The sequence below is a fragment of the Methylocaldum gracile genome (assembly GCF_053646815.1).
Genome location: NZ_CM132196.1, coordinates 1,873,665 through 1,888,064 on the forward strand (window position 1 = coordinate 1,873,665; position 14,400 = coordinate 1,888,064).

Annotated in this window: 15 protein-coding genes; 10 read left to right on the top strand and 5 right to left on the bottom strand. The window is 56.3% G+C overall.

The window, feature by feature from the left end:
• Positions 1 to 3: 3 nt before the first annotated feature.
• The 4 genes from flgC to ACWJJK_RS08230 all read right to left on the bottom strand — a co-directional run bounded on the left by flgC (position 4) and on the right by ACWJJK_RS08230 (position 2,828).
• Complete coding sequence (gene flgC, locus ACWJJK_RS08215) at positions 4 to 423, bottom strand: flagellar basal body rod protein FlgC (protein ID WP_156880041.1); 420 nt, start codon at positions 421 to 423, stop codon at positions 4 to 6.
• Positions 424 to 425: 2 nt separating this feature from the next.
• Positions 426 to 818, bottom strand: a complete 393-nt coding sequence (flgB, locus tag ACWJJK_RS08220) for a flagellar basal body rod protein FlgB (protein ID WP_077730466.1) — start codon at positions 816 to 818, stop codon at positions 426 to 428.
• A 155-nt stretch (positions 819 to 973) separates the two neighbouring features.
• A complete protein-coding gene (locus tag ACWJJK_RS08225) occupies positions 974 to 1,816 on the bottom strand; it encodes a CheR family methyltransferase (protein WP_077730467.1) in 843 nt (280 codons plus the stop codon).
• Between the two features lie 58 nt (positions 1,817 to 1,874).
• Positions 1,875 to 2,828, bottom strand: a complete 954-nt coding sequence (locus ACWJJK_RS08230; protein WP_077730468.1) for a chemotaxis protein CheV — start codon at positions 2,826 to 2,828, stop codon at positions 1,875 to 1,877.
• 115 nt (positions 2,829 to 2,943) lie between these two features.
• Between ACWJJK_RS08230 and flgA the strand changes: the two genes are divergently transcribed.
• From flgA to ACWJJK_RS08260, 6 genes are all read left to right on the top strand, one after another.
• Positions 2,944 to 3,642 carry a flagellar basal body P-ring formation chaperone FlgA gene (flgA, locus tag ACWJJK_RS08235; RefSeq protein ID WP_168175414.1) on the top strand — a complete coding sequence of 233 codons (699 nt, stop codon included), beginning with the start codon at positions 2,944 to 2,946 and terminating at the stop codon, positions 3,640 to 3,642.
• Positions 3,643 to 3,726: 84 nt separating this feature from the next.
• A complete protein-coding gene (gene flgM / locus ACWJJK_RS08240; RefSeq protein WP_086134380.1) occupies positions 3,727 to 4,029 on the top strand; it encodes a flagellar biosynthesis anti-sigma factor FlgM in 303 nt (100 codons plus the stop codon).
• The gene (locus ACWJJK_RS08245) at positions 4,026 to 4,514 is read left to right on the top strand and encodes a flagellar export chaperone FlgN (RefSeq protein WP_434130651.1); all 489 of its coding nucleotides are present in this window, start codon (positions 4,026 to 4,028) and stop codon (positions 4,512 to 4,514) included. Before flgM ends, ACWJJK_RS08245 begins: the two co-directional genes overlap by 4 nt.
• Before the next feature lie 206 nt (positions 4,515 to 4,720).
• Complete coding sequence (locus ACWJJK_RS08250; protein ID WP_156880037.1) at positions 4,721 to 5,317, top strand: TetR/AcrR family transcriptional regulator; 597 nt, start codon at positions 4,721 to 4,723, stop codon at positions 5,315 to 5,317.
• Positions 5,318 to 5,394: 77 nt separating this feature from the next.
• Complete coding sequence (gene mtoX, locus ACWJJK_RS08255; protein WP_454129036.1) at positions 5,395 to 6,738, top strand: methanethiol oxidase; 1,344 nt, start codon at positions 5,395 to 5,397, stop codon at positions 6,736 to 6,738.
• Positions 6,739 to 6,831: 93 nt separating this feature from the next.
• The gene (locus tag ACWJJK_RS08260) at positions 6,832 to 7,104 is read left to right on the top strand and encodes a DUF4242 domain-containing protein (protein ID WP_086134378.1); all 273 of its coding nucleotides are present in this window, start codon (positions 6,832 to 6,834) and stop codon (positions 7,102 to 7,104) included.
• A gap of 45 nt (positions 7,105 to 7,149) precedes the next feature.
• Here the strand turns inward: ACWJJK_RS08260 and metG are convergent, their stop codons facing one another.
• Complete coding sequence (metG, locus tag ACWJJK_RS08265; RefSeq protein WP_156880036.1) at positions 7,150 to 9,261, bottom strand: methionine--tRNA ligase; 2,112 nt, start codon at positions 9,259 to 9,261, stop codon at positions 7,150 to 7,152.
• Positions 9,262 to 9,463: 202 nt separating this feature from the next.
• Here metG and apbC point away from each other — a divergent pair, with 202 nt between their 5' ends.
• The 4 genes from apbC (at position 9,464) to ACWJJK_RS08285 (ending at position 14,368) form a co-directional block, all read left to right on the top strand.
• Positions 9,464 to 10,552 carry an iron-sulfur cluster carrier protein ApbC gene (apbC, locus tag ACWJJK_RS08270; protein ID WP_454128848.1) on the top strand — a complete coding sequence of 363 codons (1,089 nt, stop codon included), beginning with the start codon at positions 9,464 to 9,466 and terminating at the stop codon, positions 10,550 to 10,552.
• Position 10,553: 1 nt separating this feature from the next.
• Positions 10,554 to 11,120, top strand: coding sequence for a dCTP deaminase (gene dcd / locus ACWJJK_RS08275; RefSeq protein WP_077730477.1), 567 nt, complete (start codon positions 10,554 to 10,556; stop codon positions 11,118 to 11,120).
• A 66-nt stretch (positions 11,121 to 11,186) separates the two neighbouring features.
• Entirely contained in the window at positions 11,187 to 12,467 is a 1,281-nt protein-coding gene (gene hemL, locus ACWJJK_RS08280; protein WP_156880034.1) for a glutamate-1-semialdehyde 2,1-aminomutase, read from the top strand.
• Positions 12,464 to 14,368: a VTT domain-containing protein gene (locus tag ACWJJK_RS08285; RefSeq protein WP_454128849.1), complete on the top strand. Its 1,905-nt coding sequence runs from the start codon at positions 12,464 to 12,466 to the stop codon at positions 14,366 to 14,368. Before hemL ends, ACWJJK_RS08285 begins: the two co-directional genes overlap by 4 nt.
• Positions 14,369 to 14,400 lie beyond the last annotated feature (32 nt).

Here is a 14,400-nt window from a genome sequence, read left to right on the forward strand (position 1 = left end):
ACCTCAGCTCTGTCCGAGACGCAGGGTCTGAAGCATCAGTTGCTTGGCGGTATTCGCCACTTCGACGTTGTCCCGGTAGGAGCGGGACGCGGACATCATATTGGTCAGTTCTTCGATGGTGTTGACGTTCGGCTTGAAGATGTAGCCTTCGTCGTTGGCCATCGGGTGATCCGGTGCATATTCCATGCGTAAGGGCGCCTGACTCTCGACGACGCCGAGTACCTGCACGCCGACCGGCGTGTTTCGCTTGTCCATGGCCTCCTGAAGCTGTGCCGCAAATACGGGCTGTCGCGATCGATAAGTCTGTTCGACGCTGCTGCTGACGCTGTCCGCATTGGATAAGTTACTGGCTACCAGGTTGAGCCGCAGCGACTGCGCAGTCATGCCGGAGCCGGCGATATCGAAGATTTTGAACGACGACATGGTTATTCTCCTGTTAAGGCGGTTCGCAGAGAGGCGATCTTGCCACTCAAGAAGTTGAGCGTGGCCTGGTATTGCACCGCGTTTTCGGCGAAACGCATCTGTTCCTGCTCGGTTTCCACCGTATTGCCGTCGAGACTGGGTTGCGACGGTAGCCGATACAGGGCTTCTCCCCGCGATCCGGGCGCTGTCGCAGTCACATGCCCGGCTTGTGTAGCCGCGAGCTTGAGAGGGGACGTGTGGACGCTTTGCAGTACCGAACGGAAATCCAGATCGCGGGCCTTGTAATTCGGCGTGTCGGCGTTGGCCAGGTTGGAGGCCAACAACTCGGTACGGCGGTCGCGGAGTTTCAGTGCCAGGGGATGAATGCCGAGGGCATTGTCGAAGTTGATCGTCATAAACATATCCTCGTTGCCAGTTATGTGGCGTCAAGCACGAGGTATGCCACGTAAAAAGCCTTTGTTTAAACAAAGGCTTGCAAATTAAGACGTGAGAGCGGAAAAAAACGGCGGCAATTTTTCGCCACTTGAGGCGGCAAATTTGCCGGGTGGCGTCAGAAGGCCGGCTTTAGACGGTAATAGCGACAAGAGGCCCCGCGAACGGTTTCATAAAGATCGAGTCCGGAGGGAAGGGATTCCGTGCTGCTTAGGAACAGATAGCCGCCTGGATTGAGCGCTTTGGCCATGCGCGTCAAAATATCGCGCTTCAATTCTTCGGAGAAGTAAATCAGTACGTTACGGCAAAAGACGATATCAAACCTGCCCAGCGCCGCGAAAGGCTTGAGCAGGTTGAATTGTTGGAATCGGACCCGATCAACGATCTCCGATTTAAGTTTCCACTTGTCCTGATAGCGATCGAAGTAGCGTGACCTCAGATTTTCATCCAGTCCGCGCGACAAGGCCATTTCGCTATAGACGGCCTGAGAAGCTTCGGCCAAAACCGATTCCGAAATATCGGTCCCGATGACCTGTACGTTTCTTTTGATGCCGGTCCAACCATAACGAAAAAATTCCTCGACGCAGATGCCTATCGAATAAGGCTCCTGTCCCGAAGAGCAGGCTGCGGACCAAATTCTCAAGGTGCCGCCGGTTTTGTTGGCTGCCCAGGCAGGCAAGAGAACATTTCTAAGTTCCTCGAAATGGGTGTTGTCACGAAACCAAAAAGTCTCATTCGTGGTCATGGCATCGATAATACGGGTTCTGAGCTTAGCGGAGACAGCATCGCTTCGGAGCGCAGTTACCAACTGCGCTATGGATGAATAATCACTCTCTTTTAGCAGGCCGGTCAAACGATTCTTCACCAGGTATTGCTTGTTGTCGCTGAGCAATATCCCGCAGGCGTCCACGAGAAATTTCTGGAACACCGCGAACGCTTCGGGATTCAAGTCCGAATTCATGAATACTCCAATCGACACGCCGATGGACGGCGCTTGCGTTTTGCCCGATATGGCCAGTTCAGAAGTCCCTGCGCCCTGTTGTCGCTTGCGCGGCGATATGGTCTTTGAGGCGTTGCTGTACGACCCGAGCAAGATCGTCCGGATCGTATTTGGCGAGGAATTTGTTGGCGCCGACTTTTTCAACCATCGCCTGATTGAAAACTCCGCTCAGGGAGGTATGGAGCAATACGTATACTTCCTTCATAGCAGGGTCTTTGCGTACCTTGGTCGTGAGCGTATAGCCGTCCATTCGAGGCATCTCCACGTCGGAAATGATCATCGCCAAGTACTCGTTCAAATTCTTTCCTTCCGATATCCAATGTTCGAGGATTTCCAACGCCTCCTGACCATCTTTGGCAATTGTGCTCTCCACTTCGAGTTGGTTCAAAACACGCAGAATTTGATTGCGGGCCACAAATGAATCATCCACGACGAGTACATGCTGCTCAAGGTTCTTGGCGTCCTCCTCGATCACACCGTCCGAAACCTGGTCGCACTCGCCCATGACTTCCTTCATCACTTTTTCAACGTCGATAACTTCGATGAGTTCCTTCTCGTATTGCGTTACAGCGGTTAAATAGCTTTCTTTGCCTGCGCCTTTCGGCGGCGGCTGAATCTGCTCCCATCCCATATTGATGATGCGATCGACAGTGCTGACGAGGAATCCTTGGGTGGATCGATTGTACTCGGTAATGATGACATAGCCACTCCCGTCGCGTGGTTGCGGGCGCGCGCCAATTGCCATGGAGAGATCCATCATGGGTATGGTCTTGCCGCGCAAGTGAGCGACGCCACAAATCACCGGGTTCGATTTCGGCAGCTGAGTCAAGGGCGGGCACTGTATGACCTCCTGCACCTTGAACACGTTAATACCGAAGCGCTGGTTGCCGCCGAGTTTGAAGAGCAGCAGCTCGAGGCGGTTATGTCCCGCGAGCTTAGTTCTTTGATCTACGCCTTCGAGTATGCTTGCCATTGTGAATTTCCTGGGAAGATTGACGGTGACTAAAGTGTAGCGGCAGGTGTGCGATCCGCTTGAGTCCGGCGCGGCATATTAGATGCATGTCTTGGTCCATCATCGGAGGTTATCTATGCGTGCCAAACTCAAATTCCTGCTTCTGCTCGCGCTGGCGATTCCCGCGGCTTTCGCGGCAGACCGCCTGCAAACCAACGAATCGATAGCAGCTGCGATAATGGCCCTGATCGAGTCGGATTTCCGTCAGCGGAATCAGGAATTCCAGGCAGACCCGGTCAGGCTGGACGGTCGTCTGCAATTGCCGCTTTGCGATCGGCCGCTGGAGGCCTTCTTTCTTCCAGGGCGGCGCGAAAGCGGTTTTCTTTCCGTCGGCGTGCGTTGCGAAGGAACGCATTCTTGGACCGTGTACAACAAGGTTCACGTGAAAGCGTATCGGGAAGTCGTCGTTCTGAAAAACGCCGTCCGGCAAGGCTCAGTTCTCACCGAGGCGGATCTCGGCTTCGAAAAACGAGACCTCGCGAACTTGCGCGGCAGTTATTTCACTTCTTTCGATCCGGTCGTCAATCGGCCCGTCAAACGCACCTTGGCGGCCGGCGCGGTACTGAGCCCCGAATGGTTATCTGTGCCGAAAATGATTCGGCGTGGACAGAAGGTCATTATTCAGGCGGAGAGCAGTCATTTTGCCGTCAAGATGTCGGGACAGGCTCTGAATGATGGGGAGGCGGGGCAGCGTATTCGCGTTCGCAACGACCAATCCGCGAGAATCGTGGAAGGTACGGTTGCAGGTCCTGGCCTCGTATTGATACGGCTTTGAACGCCGGACAGAAAAACGTGGTTTTGCGCTAAAGTTCGCCGTCGGGAGGCCGATAAGAATTGAAATTCCCGAGAGGATACGGTCATGGAAATCAAACTTCAAAACAGCGTTAGCGGTCTTTCCGTCGGCGGACTACAAAAGAAATCGAGCACCGCGGCAGGTACAGGCGGCGGCAATGCCTCATCGACCTACAGTGTCAGCGTGTCGCCCGAAATGTCGCTTCGGCTCTCCGAGATCAAACAACGTCTGTTGAGCGAACCCTCGGTCGACGAAGCGAGAGTGACCCGCATTGCCAGCGCGGTTCAGTCGGGAAACTACGAGATCAACCCGCAGCGAGCGGCCGAAAAGCTGATCGCCATGGAACAAAAGCTTCCTGAATTTTCATGATCGCGCACGGCCAGGATCTTCACGACCTTTTCAGCCAAACGCTGGACGGACTCGGCGAAATGTCCAGGCTGCTTGAGGAGGAGGCGCGAAGTCTAGCGGCGCGCGACACGGAGGCGTTGGAACTGACCGCCTCGAAGAAACAGAAACTCGCATTCCTGCTCAACGATTTGGCCGCTCGGCAGAACCATCTCGTCCGCGCTTGCGGTTTTCAGGGCAACGAAGGCGGCGTTGCGGCCTTCCTTGATCGGCTCGATCCCGAGTCGCCGCAGACCAGAGCCCTCCTTGCCGAATGGCGGGAAATCGTGCGCCTCGGTTCGGCTTGCAGAAAGCAGAATGGGCTTAACGGCGCTTATATCGCGCTCTTGCAGCGTCATATCGATTCCAGTTTGAATTTTCTCTACGGCGCTTCGTCGGCGGATGCGACCTACGGGCCGGATGGGTCGACGCGCCGCGGAGAAACTTCACGCCAGTCATTCTCGGCCTGACCGCCGTGCCAGGCGGTTTCCGTCGCAGGTGCCAGTGAACAGGGCGCTAACCGGCCGCAGCATCACTATCCGGCTCGAATCCTTCAATTTCGGACAAATTGCCATGTGCCTCTGCTGCCTCCGATCGAGGCACCGGGCGCCTCCCGGATTTCTTCCTTGTAATAATTTTTATTGCATAAGTAGACGACCGGTCGTATAGTCGCCACATGGCTCGAATCGGCAACAAACAGATTACTCGCGAAAAGCTTTTGGACCAGGGTGTTGCCATGCTCATGGAGCATGGCTATCACGGCACCGGTCTACAGGACTTGCTGTCCAGCGTTCAGGTTCCGAAGGGATCGTTTTACAACTACTTCTCTAGCAAGGAGGAGTTCGGGGCGGAAGTGGTCCAGCACTACATAGAGCCATTCATTCGACAATTGGGCGATTACCTGAGTCGGCCGGAGTTGGATGCGCTGTCCGCGATGAAACGTTATTTCTGCGATTTGATCGCAGAATTGGAGCGGAGACAGTTCAAAGGAGGATGTTTACTGGGCAACCTGATCGGCGAGATCGGAGATACTAACGAGACCTGTATGGATGCATTGAAGGATGCTTATCACCGGTATAGGGACAAGCTCACCGAAGGCTTGGCGCGCGCACAGGCGGAGGGGACCGTGCGTACCGACCAAACGGCGGAAGTTCTGGCGGACCTGGTTTCCGATTCGTGGCAAGGCGCCTTGCTGCGAATGAAGGTGGAACAGTCCGTGCGCCCTTTGCAAGTCTGTGTGAGCCATCTGTTTGACGGCTATTTCAAGCCTTAGGTTAATTGAGAGCGAGGAGGTATGCGATGAAACGACGAATCAAAGAAAAGAAAATCGTTCAGGCTATGCGCGGCGTGATGCTCGGGCTGACATCCGCACTGGCCTTGACCGGAACGGGGCTGTCATCCGTCAACGCAGACGAGACCTGCTTATCGCCGTACATGGCCAAAATTACGGGTCAGGAAGATTTCGCATACATTTGGACCCTCGGTGCCAGCGGGATCGGCGACGAGCAGGACAAGCTGGTGACCGTGGACGTCAATCCGAAATCGCCGAAATACGGGAAAGTGGTAGACAGTCTCTCCGTGGGTGGCCGTAACGAGGCGCATCATTCCGATTTCACGGATGATCGGAATTATCTCTGGGCCGGAGGATTGGACACCAGCAAGATTTTTATCTTCGACATCCATAGCGATCCAGCCAAGCCCAAGCTGCATAAAACCATTACCGATTTCGTCGCGAAAAGCGGCGGCGTGGTCGGGCCTCACTCGTTTTACGCCTTGCCGGGACGCATGCTGATCACGGGGCTGTCTAACAACAAGGATCACGGCGGACGGGCTGCGATGGTGGAATACACCAACCAGGGCGATTACGTGGCGACCCACTGGGTGCCCACCGACAGCGATCTGCGCGGCGCTGTGAAGTCGGGCAAGTATGCCGACGGCTTCAACTACGATGTGCGCGCATTGCCGAGGCGCAACGTGTTGGTGTCTTCCTCCTTCACCGGTTGGAACAACTACATGATGGACTTCGGCAAGATGCTGTCCGACAAGGAAGCCATGAAGCACTTCGGCAATACGGTGGTCGTCTGGAACCTTCACAGCCGCAAGCCTAAGAAGGTTTTCGACGTACCCGGCTCCCCCTTGGAAGTGCGTTGCGCCTGGGAGGAAAACCACAATTACTGTTTCACGACGACGGCGCTCACCTCCAAGATCTGGCTGATCTACGAGGATGACAAGGGCGAATGGCAAGCCAAGGAAGTCGCGGATATCGGCGATCCCTCGAAGGTGCCGTTGCCCGTCGATATTTCGATCTCCAACGACGACAAGCGGCTTTGGGTGAATACCTTCATGGACGGCAACAGCCGCGCGTTCGACATCTCTAATCCGCACAAACCGGTGCAAATCTACGAGAAGCACATCGGCGCGCAAGTCAATATGGTGTCGTCGAGCTGGGACGGGAAGCGGCTTTACTACACTTCGTCGCTGCTTGCCAACTGGGACAAGAAGGGCAAGGACAATGAGCAGTTCCTGAAGCTCTATCACTGGGACGGCAAGGAGTTGAAAGAGCAGTTCGCTATCGACTTCTACAAGGAAAAGCTCGGACGCCCGCACCAGATGCGTTTTGGCGCTTACTCGCTGTATAAGAGCGTGGCCGAAGCAAAGCCGGCGGAGATTTTCGCGGAATTTCAGCGTCGCTGATGTGATGTACTTCGGAGCGGCCATCATGCGGCTCCGGAGTGCCGACGGTTTTTTGACGACTTTTGCTTACTTTCTCAATGAGAGGAGGCTGACATGCCCAAGTATCTAATCGAACGTGACATTCCAGGCGCGGGAAAACTGTCTGATCAGGAGTTGCACGCCGTTTCGCAGAAATCGTGCAGCGTGCTGAACCGTCTGGGACCGCAAATTCAATGGGTGCAGAGCTATGTCACCGACGACAAAGTCTATTGCGTGTATATCGCCCCCAACGAGAAGATGATTCGGCAGCATGCCCAAGAGGGTGGTTTTCCGGCCAACCGGATTTCGGAGATCAAGACGGTAATCGATCCGACTACCGGCGAGTGATGAGGGGCGTGGGAACGGCTCCGACCGTTCCCACGCCTGCTTCGACTACTTGACCCGCATTCCCGGCTGCGCGCCTTCGTCCGGGATCAAAACGAACGGTCCTCCGCGTTCGTCGCTCGCAGCCAGCACCATGCCTTCCGACAGACCGAACTTCATCTTGCGCGGTGCCAGATTCGCGACCATGATGGTCAGCTTCCCTTCCAATTGTGCCGGATCGTAGGCCGATTTGATGCCCGCGAACACTGTTCGTGTCTCGCTGCCGATATCCAGAGTCAGCTTCAGAAGCTTGTCGGCGCCTTCCACGTGCTCCGCTTTGGCGATACGGGCGATGCGCAGATCGATCTTGGCGAAGTCGTCGATCGATATGGTGTCTGCGATCGGTTGAATCGTATGCTGCTGATGCTCGGCGTGACGTTGCTGGGAGTGAGGTTCCGGTTGGGCGGCGGCTTGCAGGTTCTGTTTGTTGGCTTCCACGAGAGACTCGATTTGTTTGGGGTCGATTCGGGTTAGAAGGTGTTGGTAAGGCTTTATTGTGCGGCCTGCTAGCGACTTATCCAAATCAGACCAAGAAAGCGGCTCAATTTGCAGAAAATCTTCAACTTTTTTGGCGATTTCAGGCAATAACGGCTTTAGATATATGGTCAAAATTCGAAATGCTTCGATTGTTGCGGAGCATACCCAGTGTACTTCGGGAAGATTTTCAGGGGTTTTTGCCGATTCCCAGGGTTTTGCATCATTAAAGAATTTGTTGATATCGTCCGCAACAACCATTATTTCCCTGATTGCTCTTGAGAAGTCGCGCCGCTCGTAAGCGTCAGCGATCCATTGGGCAGTTCCTTTTACAGCGTTGCTTGTCAAAACATTGCTATATGGCAACTTGGGAGTTAAGTTTGAATTTAATGCTCCGCTGGTTTCTGGAAGAAGATTCTGGTCAAGAATCAACCCATTAAAAAGACGATCAATAAATCCGGCCGCTCTACTTGCAATATTGACGTACTTCCCCACCAAATCACTATTCACCCGCGCCACGAAATCTTCCAGATTCAGATCGATGTCCTCCATCGTCCCGTTCAGCTTGCAGGCGTAGTAATAGCGCAGCCATTCGGGGTTCAAGCCCTGCTGGAGATAACTCTCGGCGGTGATGAAAGTGCCGCGCGATTTGGACATTTTCTCGCCGTTCACGGTCAGGAAGCCGTGGGCGAAGATCTTGCTGGGGGTGCGGAAATCGGAATGTTCCAGCATCGCCGGCCAGAACAGGGCGTGGAAATAGAGGATGTCCTTGCCTATGAAGTGGTAGAGTTCGGCGTCCGAATCCTTGCGCCAGTACTGGTCGAAATCGAGGTTCAGCCGCTCGCACAGATTCTTGAAGCTGCCCATGTAGCCGATGGGGGCGTCCAGCCAGACGTAGAAGAATTTGCCCGGCGCGTCGGGAATTTCGAAGCCGAAATAGGGCGCGTCGCGGGAAATGTCCCAGTCGGACAGCCCTGCCTCGAACCATTCCGCCATTTTGTTGGCGGCTTCATCCTGTAGATGCCCGGCGCGGGTCCAGGTCTTGAGGAACTCCTCGCATTTCCCGAGCTTGAAGAAGTAGTGCACCGATTCCTTCCGCACCGGAGCCGCGCCGGAAACGGCGGAATAGGGGTTGATCAGGTCGGTCGGCGAATAGGTCGCGCCGCAGGCTTCGCAGGAATCGCCGTACTGGTCCTTGGCATGGCACTTTGGGCACTCGCCTTTGATGAAGCGATCCGGGAGAAACATTTCCTTGACTGGATCGTAGTACTGCTCGATCGAGCGCGCCTCGATCAATCCTCGCTCCTTCAGCCGGCCATAGATGGTTTCGGCCAGTTGCCGAGTTTCCTCCGAGTGGGTCGAGTAATAGTTGTGGAACTCGATGTGAAAACCGGTAAAGTCCCGGAGATGCTCGCCATGGACCCGTCGAATCAGTTCCTCCGGGGCGATGCCTTCCTTTTCGGCCCTGAGCATGATGGGCGTGCCGTGGGTGTCGTCGGCGCAGACATAATGGCAGGTGTTGCCGCGCATCTTCTGAAATCGCACCCAAATGTCGGTTTGTATGTATTCGACCAGATGGCCCAGGTGAATCGGGCCGTTGGCATAGGGCAGGGCGCTGGTGACGAGAATTGTTCGATGGCTGGTCATGGGGCGAAATTCAATGTTTTCAGGGATCGCTCGATTATCCCACATTTGGACCGGGCATTCAGAGGCGCCAAGCTATGGCGAAAACGGTGACGAGGACGGCTAAACGCCTCTGCATCGTCGATCGGACAGGCCGCGGCCATTAAGCTTCGCGGCCAATTGTGTAGAATAACGCCTTATTTGGCCCGAGATGCCGGAGATTCGAATGCCGCTGACTCAATCCGATGTTGAGAATGCCCTTAAGACCTTGGTGGATCCCAATCTGGACCGGGATTTGGTATCGACCAAGTCGATCAAGAAAATCGAAATAAACGATTCCCGGATTCGGGTGAAAGTGGCTCTGGGTTACCCGGCGGCCAGTTTCCACGCCGAACTCAAGAATCTGATCGAACAAAAGCTCCGTGCGGAAACCGGCGCGACCGAGGTGACGGTCGAAATCGTTACGGAGATCGTTTCCCATTCGGTCCAGAAGAATTTAAAGCCGATGCCGGGCGTCAAGAACATCATCGCGGTCGCTTCCGGCAAGGGCGGTGTCGGCAAGTCCACGACCGCCGTGAATCTGGCTCTGGCTTTGGCGGCGGAAGGCGCACGGGTCGGCATTTTGGATGCCGATATTTACGGGCCGAGCCAGCCGCTCATGCTGGGGATTTCCGGACGCCCGGCGACAGAGGACGGAAAGCTGCTAATCCCGATGGTCGCCTACGGCGTTCAATCCATGTCCATCGGTTATCTGATCGAGGAGGATGCACCGATGATCTGGCGCGGCCCCATGGTGACCGGCGCCTTGCAGCAATTGCTCAAGGACACCAAATGGGACAACCTGGATTATCTGATCATCGACTTGCCGCCCGGCACCGGCGACATTCAATTGACCCTGGCACAGCAGATTCCCGTATCCGGCGCGGTCATCGTGACCACGCCTCAGGACATCGCCTTGCTGGACGCCCAAAGGGGCCTCAAGATGTTCGAAAAGGTCGGCGTTCCGGTCCTCGGCATCGTCGAGAACATGAGCATTCACATCTGTTCTAACTGCGGTCATGTCGAGCCGATCTTCGGCGAAGGTGGCGGCGACAAGATGGCCCAAAAATACGGCGTCGAGCTGCTCGGTTCTCTGCCGCTCGACATCAGCATCCGGAAGAACGCGGACGGCGGCCATCCCACGGTCGTCGCCGAGCCGGACAGCAAGCCAGCGCAAATCTACAAGGACGTGGCCCGTAAAATGGCGGCCCGATTGGCTTTGAAGGCGAAGGATTACAGTGCGCGTTTCCCCACTATCACCATCGTCAACGACTAGCATGGGCATCAAATCGGACCGCTGGATCCGTCGCATGGCGGAGGAATATGGGATGATTGAGCCCTACGAGCCTCAGCAAGTGAGGGAAGTGCAGAATTCCCGCGTCATTTCCTACGGAACATCGAGTTACGGCTACGACATCCGCTGCTCTAGCGAATTCAAGATCTTCACCAACATCAACTCGGCGATAGTGGACCCGAAGAATTTCGACGAAAACAGCTTCGTCGACGTGAGCTCGGACGTGTGCATCATCCCGCCCAATTCATTCGCCTTGGCGAGGACCGTCGAATATTTCCGCATTCCGCGGGACGTATTGACCATCTGCCTCGGAAAATCGACTTACGCCCGTTGCGGAATTATCGTCAACGTAACGCCTCTGGAGCCGGAGTGGGAAGGTCATGTGACCCTGGAGTTTTCGAATACCACGCCGCTGCCCGCTAAGATCTATGCGAACGAAGGGGTGGCCCAGGTGCTGTTCATCGGTGCGGACGAGATTTGCGAAGTTTCTTACAAGGATCGTGGCGGGAAGTATCAGGGACAGACCGGCGTGACCTTGCCCAAGACATAATAATTCGAGCAGGTATCGGTAGCTGTTTTCGAGACAGAGATTTCCAGAATTTATTGAGAGAAGACTATGGCCGACGTGTCCGCATTGTTCGCGGAAGCTCAAACCTACATTCCGGGCGGTGTGAATTCGCCGGTTCGTGCGTTTAAAGGGGTCGGCGGAACCCCTATCTTCGTGGAGCGCGCCGAAGGGCCTTACCTGTTCGGTGCGGATGGACGCCGCTATATCGACTATGTCGGCTCCTGGGGGCCCATGGTTGTCGGGCACGCTCATCCTGAAGTCTTGAAAGCCGTGCACGATGCCGTGGATCGCGGGCTGAGCTATGGCGCTCCTACGGCCATCGAGACCGCGATGGCGAAAAAACTGTGCGAACTGGTGCCTTCGTTGGACATGGTGCGGATGGTCAATTCCGGCACCGAAGCGACCATGAGCGCCATCCGCCTGGCGCGCGGCTACACGGGTCGTGACAAGATCGTCAAGTTTGAAGGTTGCTATCACGGGCATTCGGATTCCCTTCTGGTCAAGGCGGGTTCCGGGGCGCTGACTCTGGGCGTGCCGAGTTCGCCCGGCGTTCCGGCCGGTTTGGCCGAACACACGCTGACCCTCCCGTTCAACGACGGCGACGCGGTGCGCGAGGTGTTTTCGCGTTTCGGCGGAGAGATCGCCTGCATCATCGTGGAACCGGTCGCCGGCAACATGAACTGCGTGCCGCCGAAATCGGGCTTCCTGGAAACCCTGCGGGAGGTCTGCGATGCCCACGGATCGGTACTGATCTTCGACGAAGTCATGACCGGATTCCGCGTGGCGCTGGGCGGAGCGCAGGCGCATTACGGCATCTCGCCCGATTTGACCACGCTCGGCAAAGTCATCGGCGGCGGCATGCCGGTCGGCGCCTTCGGCGGGCGGCGCGACATCATGGAAAAGCTGGCTCCGCTAGGTCCCGTTTATCAGGCGGGTACCTTATCCGGCAATCCCGTCGCCATGGCGGCGGGATTGAAGACCTTGGAACTGATTTCCGCGCCGGGCTTTTTCGATCGCTTGAGCGAAAGAACCCGCTATTTGATCGAGGGCTTGCAGGAGCGGGCGTTAAAGGCCGGAATTCCATTTGCGGCCAATTGGGTCGGCGGCATGTTCGGTCTCTTTTTCACCGAGGAGAAGGCCATCGACAGTTTCGAAAAAGTCATGGGCTGCGATCAGGAGCGCTTCAAGCGCTTTTTCCACGCCATGCTGGACGAAGGCGTTTATCTCGCTCCGTCCGCGTTCGAGGCCGGCTTTGTTTCGGCGGCGCACGATTTCGAAACACTGGATCAAACCCTGCAGGCGGCGGAGCGCGTCTTTAATCGACTTTGAGCTTTGAAACCATTTATGCATGGATCGCACTGCATCCCCACTACGCCGGCCTAGCGGTCTTTTTGATTGCCATGGCCGAATCCTTGGCAGTGGTGGGGCTAGTGGTTCCCGGCGTCGCCATGATGTTCGCCGCCGGGGCGCTCGTAGGCGCCGGAGCTCTTTCCTTTGCTCCGACCTGCGCTTACGCGATAGCCGGAGCGGTAGTCGGCGACGGGATCAGCTTTTGGCTGGGATGGCGTTATCGCGATCGCTTGTCGTCTCTGTGGCCGTTTACGCGCTATCCGGGAATGATCGACCGCGGCATCGATTATTTTCACCGTTACGGGGGACGGAGCGTGCTGTTCGGGCGTTTCGTCGGCCCGGTCCGCGCGGTAATCCCCTTGGTGGCGGGCATGCTGACGATGCCGGCGCGGCGGTTCGTTTATATCAATGTGTTGTCCGCCGTTCTCTGGGGTCCCGCATATTTGCTGCCGGGCATGGCCTTCGGCGCGTCGCTCGATCTGGCGTCGAAAGTGACCGGACGCTTGGCCGCCCTATTGACTGCGTTGCTAGTGGTCCTATGGTTCGGGGCTTGGTTGAGCAAGCATCTTTATCTTTGCTTCCAGCCCCGGGCGCACCAGCTCATTCTGGCGACTTTCGACCTTAGCCGAGAGCACCCCCTGCTGGGACGTCTCACCGCTCCCCTCATCGATCCTGAGCAACGCGATTACGCCGGCCTGTCGGTGTGGGCGGCGATTTTGGGCCTGTCTGGTTTGCTGGCCTGCTTCTTGATACCGGCCGATTCGGTGCCCGTGTCCTTGGAAGCCTGGCGAACTCCTTGGTCCGATTATGCCTTGATCGTGTTCGAGGAGTTGGGCGAGACCTTGTCCGTATCGGTTTTCTCGGCGGTCGTGCTCGGCTGGTTGTTGATCCGGAAGCAAGCTGTCGCCGCGGCGCATTTCCTGGGAGCGCTGATTTTCGCGTTGGCGCTCGGAACGTTCTGCCGTTTCGTTGACGATAATCCGCTGATCGATAGTCATGTCCTGAACGGCGGCGCGGTGTACGGTTTTGCGGCAGTGTTGACCGCGGACAGCGCGACGCCGCGTTGGCGCTGGTTGATTTACTCCGGGGCGACCCTGCTGGTCACCGTTATCGCGTTCGCTCGCGTCTATGCCGATACGGGCGAGTTTCTCGCGGCTTGCTTTACTCTGTCGATGGTTCTGATCTGGCTGGTCCTGCTGGGGGTGGCCTATCGGCGCCATCGGCACGGCGATGTACCGATCAGAGGCTTGATCGGGATCGTGATGGTTTCCCTAGTGGGCATCGGGGCGGTTGTTTGGTATAGCCACTCGCTGGAAGAATTTTTTTACCGGCGGCCGCTTCTGAGCGTACGTGAGGAGCAATGGCTCGAACAGGGCTGGCGGTTTTTGCCGGCCTACCGGGTGAAAACGATCGGCCGATCCGAGCAGCCGCTCAGTGTTCAATGGGCATCGTCGATCGATACTATCCGTTCGGATCTGGTTAAACTTGGCTGGCAAGAGCCGAAGCCTTTGACACCGACCCAGGCGCTGCACTTTCTGAATCCTCAGACCGGAATGGCGGACTTGCCGGTTTTACCTCACTTCAACCAGATCGATGTGGATACTCTTCGTATGATCAAGGCGACTTCCGACGGGCGGTGGTTGATCGTCCGTTTCTGGCCGAGCGGACAACAGTTGCAGCCGGGAGCCATCCCAATCTGGCTGGGAAGTGTCGCCTTCTTGGAGGAGCGTAATGTCTTCGGTATCCTGAAGTTGTCCGAAGAGGCAGTCGACGGTACGGACGCACTCAACATCTTGACCGATGATCTCCTGTCGCTTCGTCCGTTCGTGCTGAGAACGAGCGAGAACGATCAGGTCGTCGTGTTGCTTCCCCCCCAGTAAATCTCGATGATCAGGTCTTTTTTCCGGGCAGC

Excerpts from the sequence above, each read along its gene's own strand:
- ACWJJK_RS08260 (WP_086134378.1), top strand. The coding sequence starts at position 6,832 with ATGCCCAAGTATCTAATCGAACGTGACATTCCAGGCGCGGGAAAACTG.
- apbC (WP_454128848.1), top strand. The coding sequence starts at position 9,464 with ATGCCGCTGACTCAATCCGATGTTGAGAATGCCCTTAAGACCTTGGTG.
- flgC (WP_156880041.1), bottom strand. The coding sequence starts at position 423 with ATGTCGTCGTTCAAAATCTTCGATATCGCCGGCTCCGGCATGACTGCG.
- metG (WP_156880036.1), bottom strand. The coding sequence starts at position 9,261 with ATGACCAGCCATCGAACAATTCTCGTCACCAGCGCCCTGCCCTATGCC.
- flgB (WP_077730466.1), bottom strand. The coding sequence starts at position 818 with ATGACGATCAACTTCGACAATGCCCTCGGCATTCATCCCCTGGCACTG.
- ACWJJK_RS08225 (WP_077730467.1), bottom strand. The coding sequence starts at position 1,816 with ATGAATTCGGACTTGAATCCCGAAGCGTTCGCGGTGTTCCAGAAATTT.
- ACWJJK_RS08230 (WP_077730468.1), bottom strand. The coding sequence starts at position 2,828 with ATGGCAAGCATACTCGAAGGCGTAGATCAAAGAACTAAGCTCGCGGGA.
- flgA (WP_168175414.1), top strand. The coding sequence starts at position 2,944 with ATGCGTGCCAAACTCAAATTCCTGCTTCTGCTCGCGCTGGCGATTCCC.
- flgM (WP_086134380.1), top strand. The coding sequence starts at position 3,727 with ATGGAAATCAAACTTCAAAACAGCGTTAGCGGTCTTTCCGTCGGCGGA.
- mtoX (WP_454129036.1), top strand. The coding sequence starts at position 5,395 with ATGCTCGGGCTGACATCCGCACTGGCCTTGACCGGAACGGGGCTGTCA.
- dcd (WP_077730477.1), top strand. The coding sequence starts at position 10,554 with ATGGGCATCAAATCGGACCGCTGGATCCGTCGCATGGCGGAGGAATAT.
- ACWJJK_RS08245 (WP_434130651.1), top strand. The coding sequence starts at position 4,026 with ATGATCGCGCACGGCCAGGATCTTCACGACCTTTTCAGCCAAACGCTG.
- hemL (WP_156880034.1), top strand. The coding sequence starts at position 11,187 with ATGGCCGACGTGTCCGCATTGTTCGCGGAAGCTCAAACCTACATTCCG.
- ACWJJK_RS08250 (WP_156880037.1), top strand. The coding sequence starts at position 4,721 with ATGGCTCGAATCGGCAACAAACAGATTACTCGCGAAAAGCTTTTGGAC.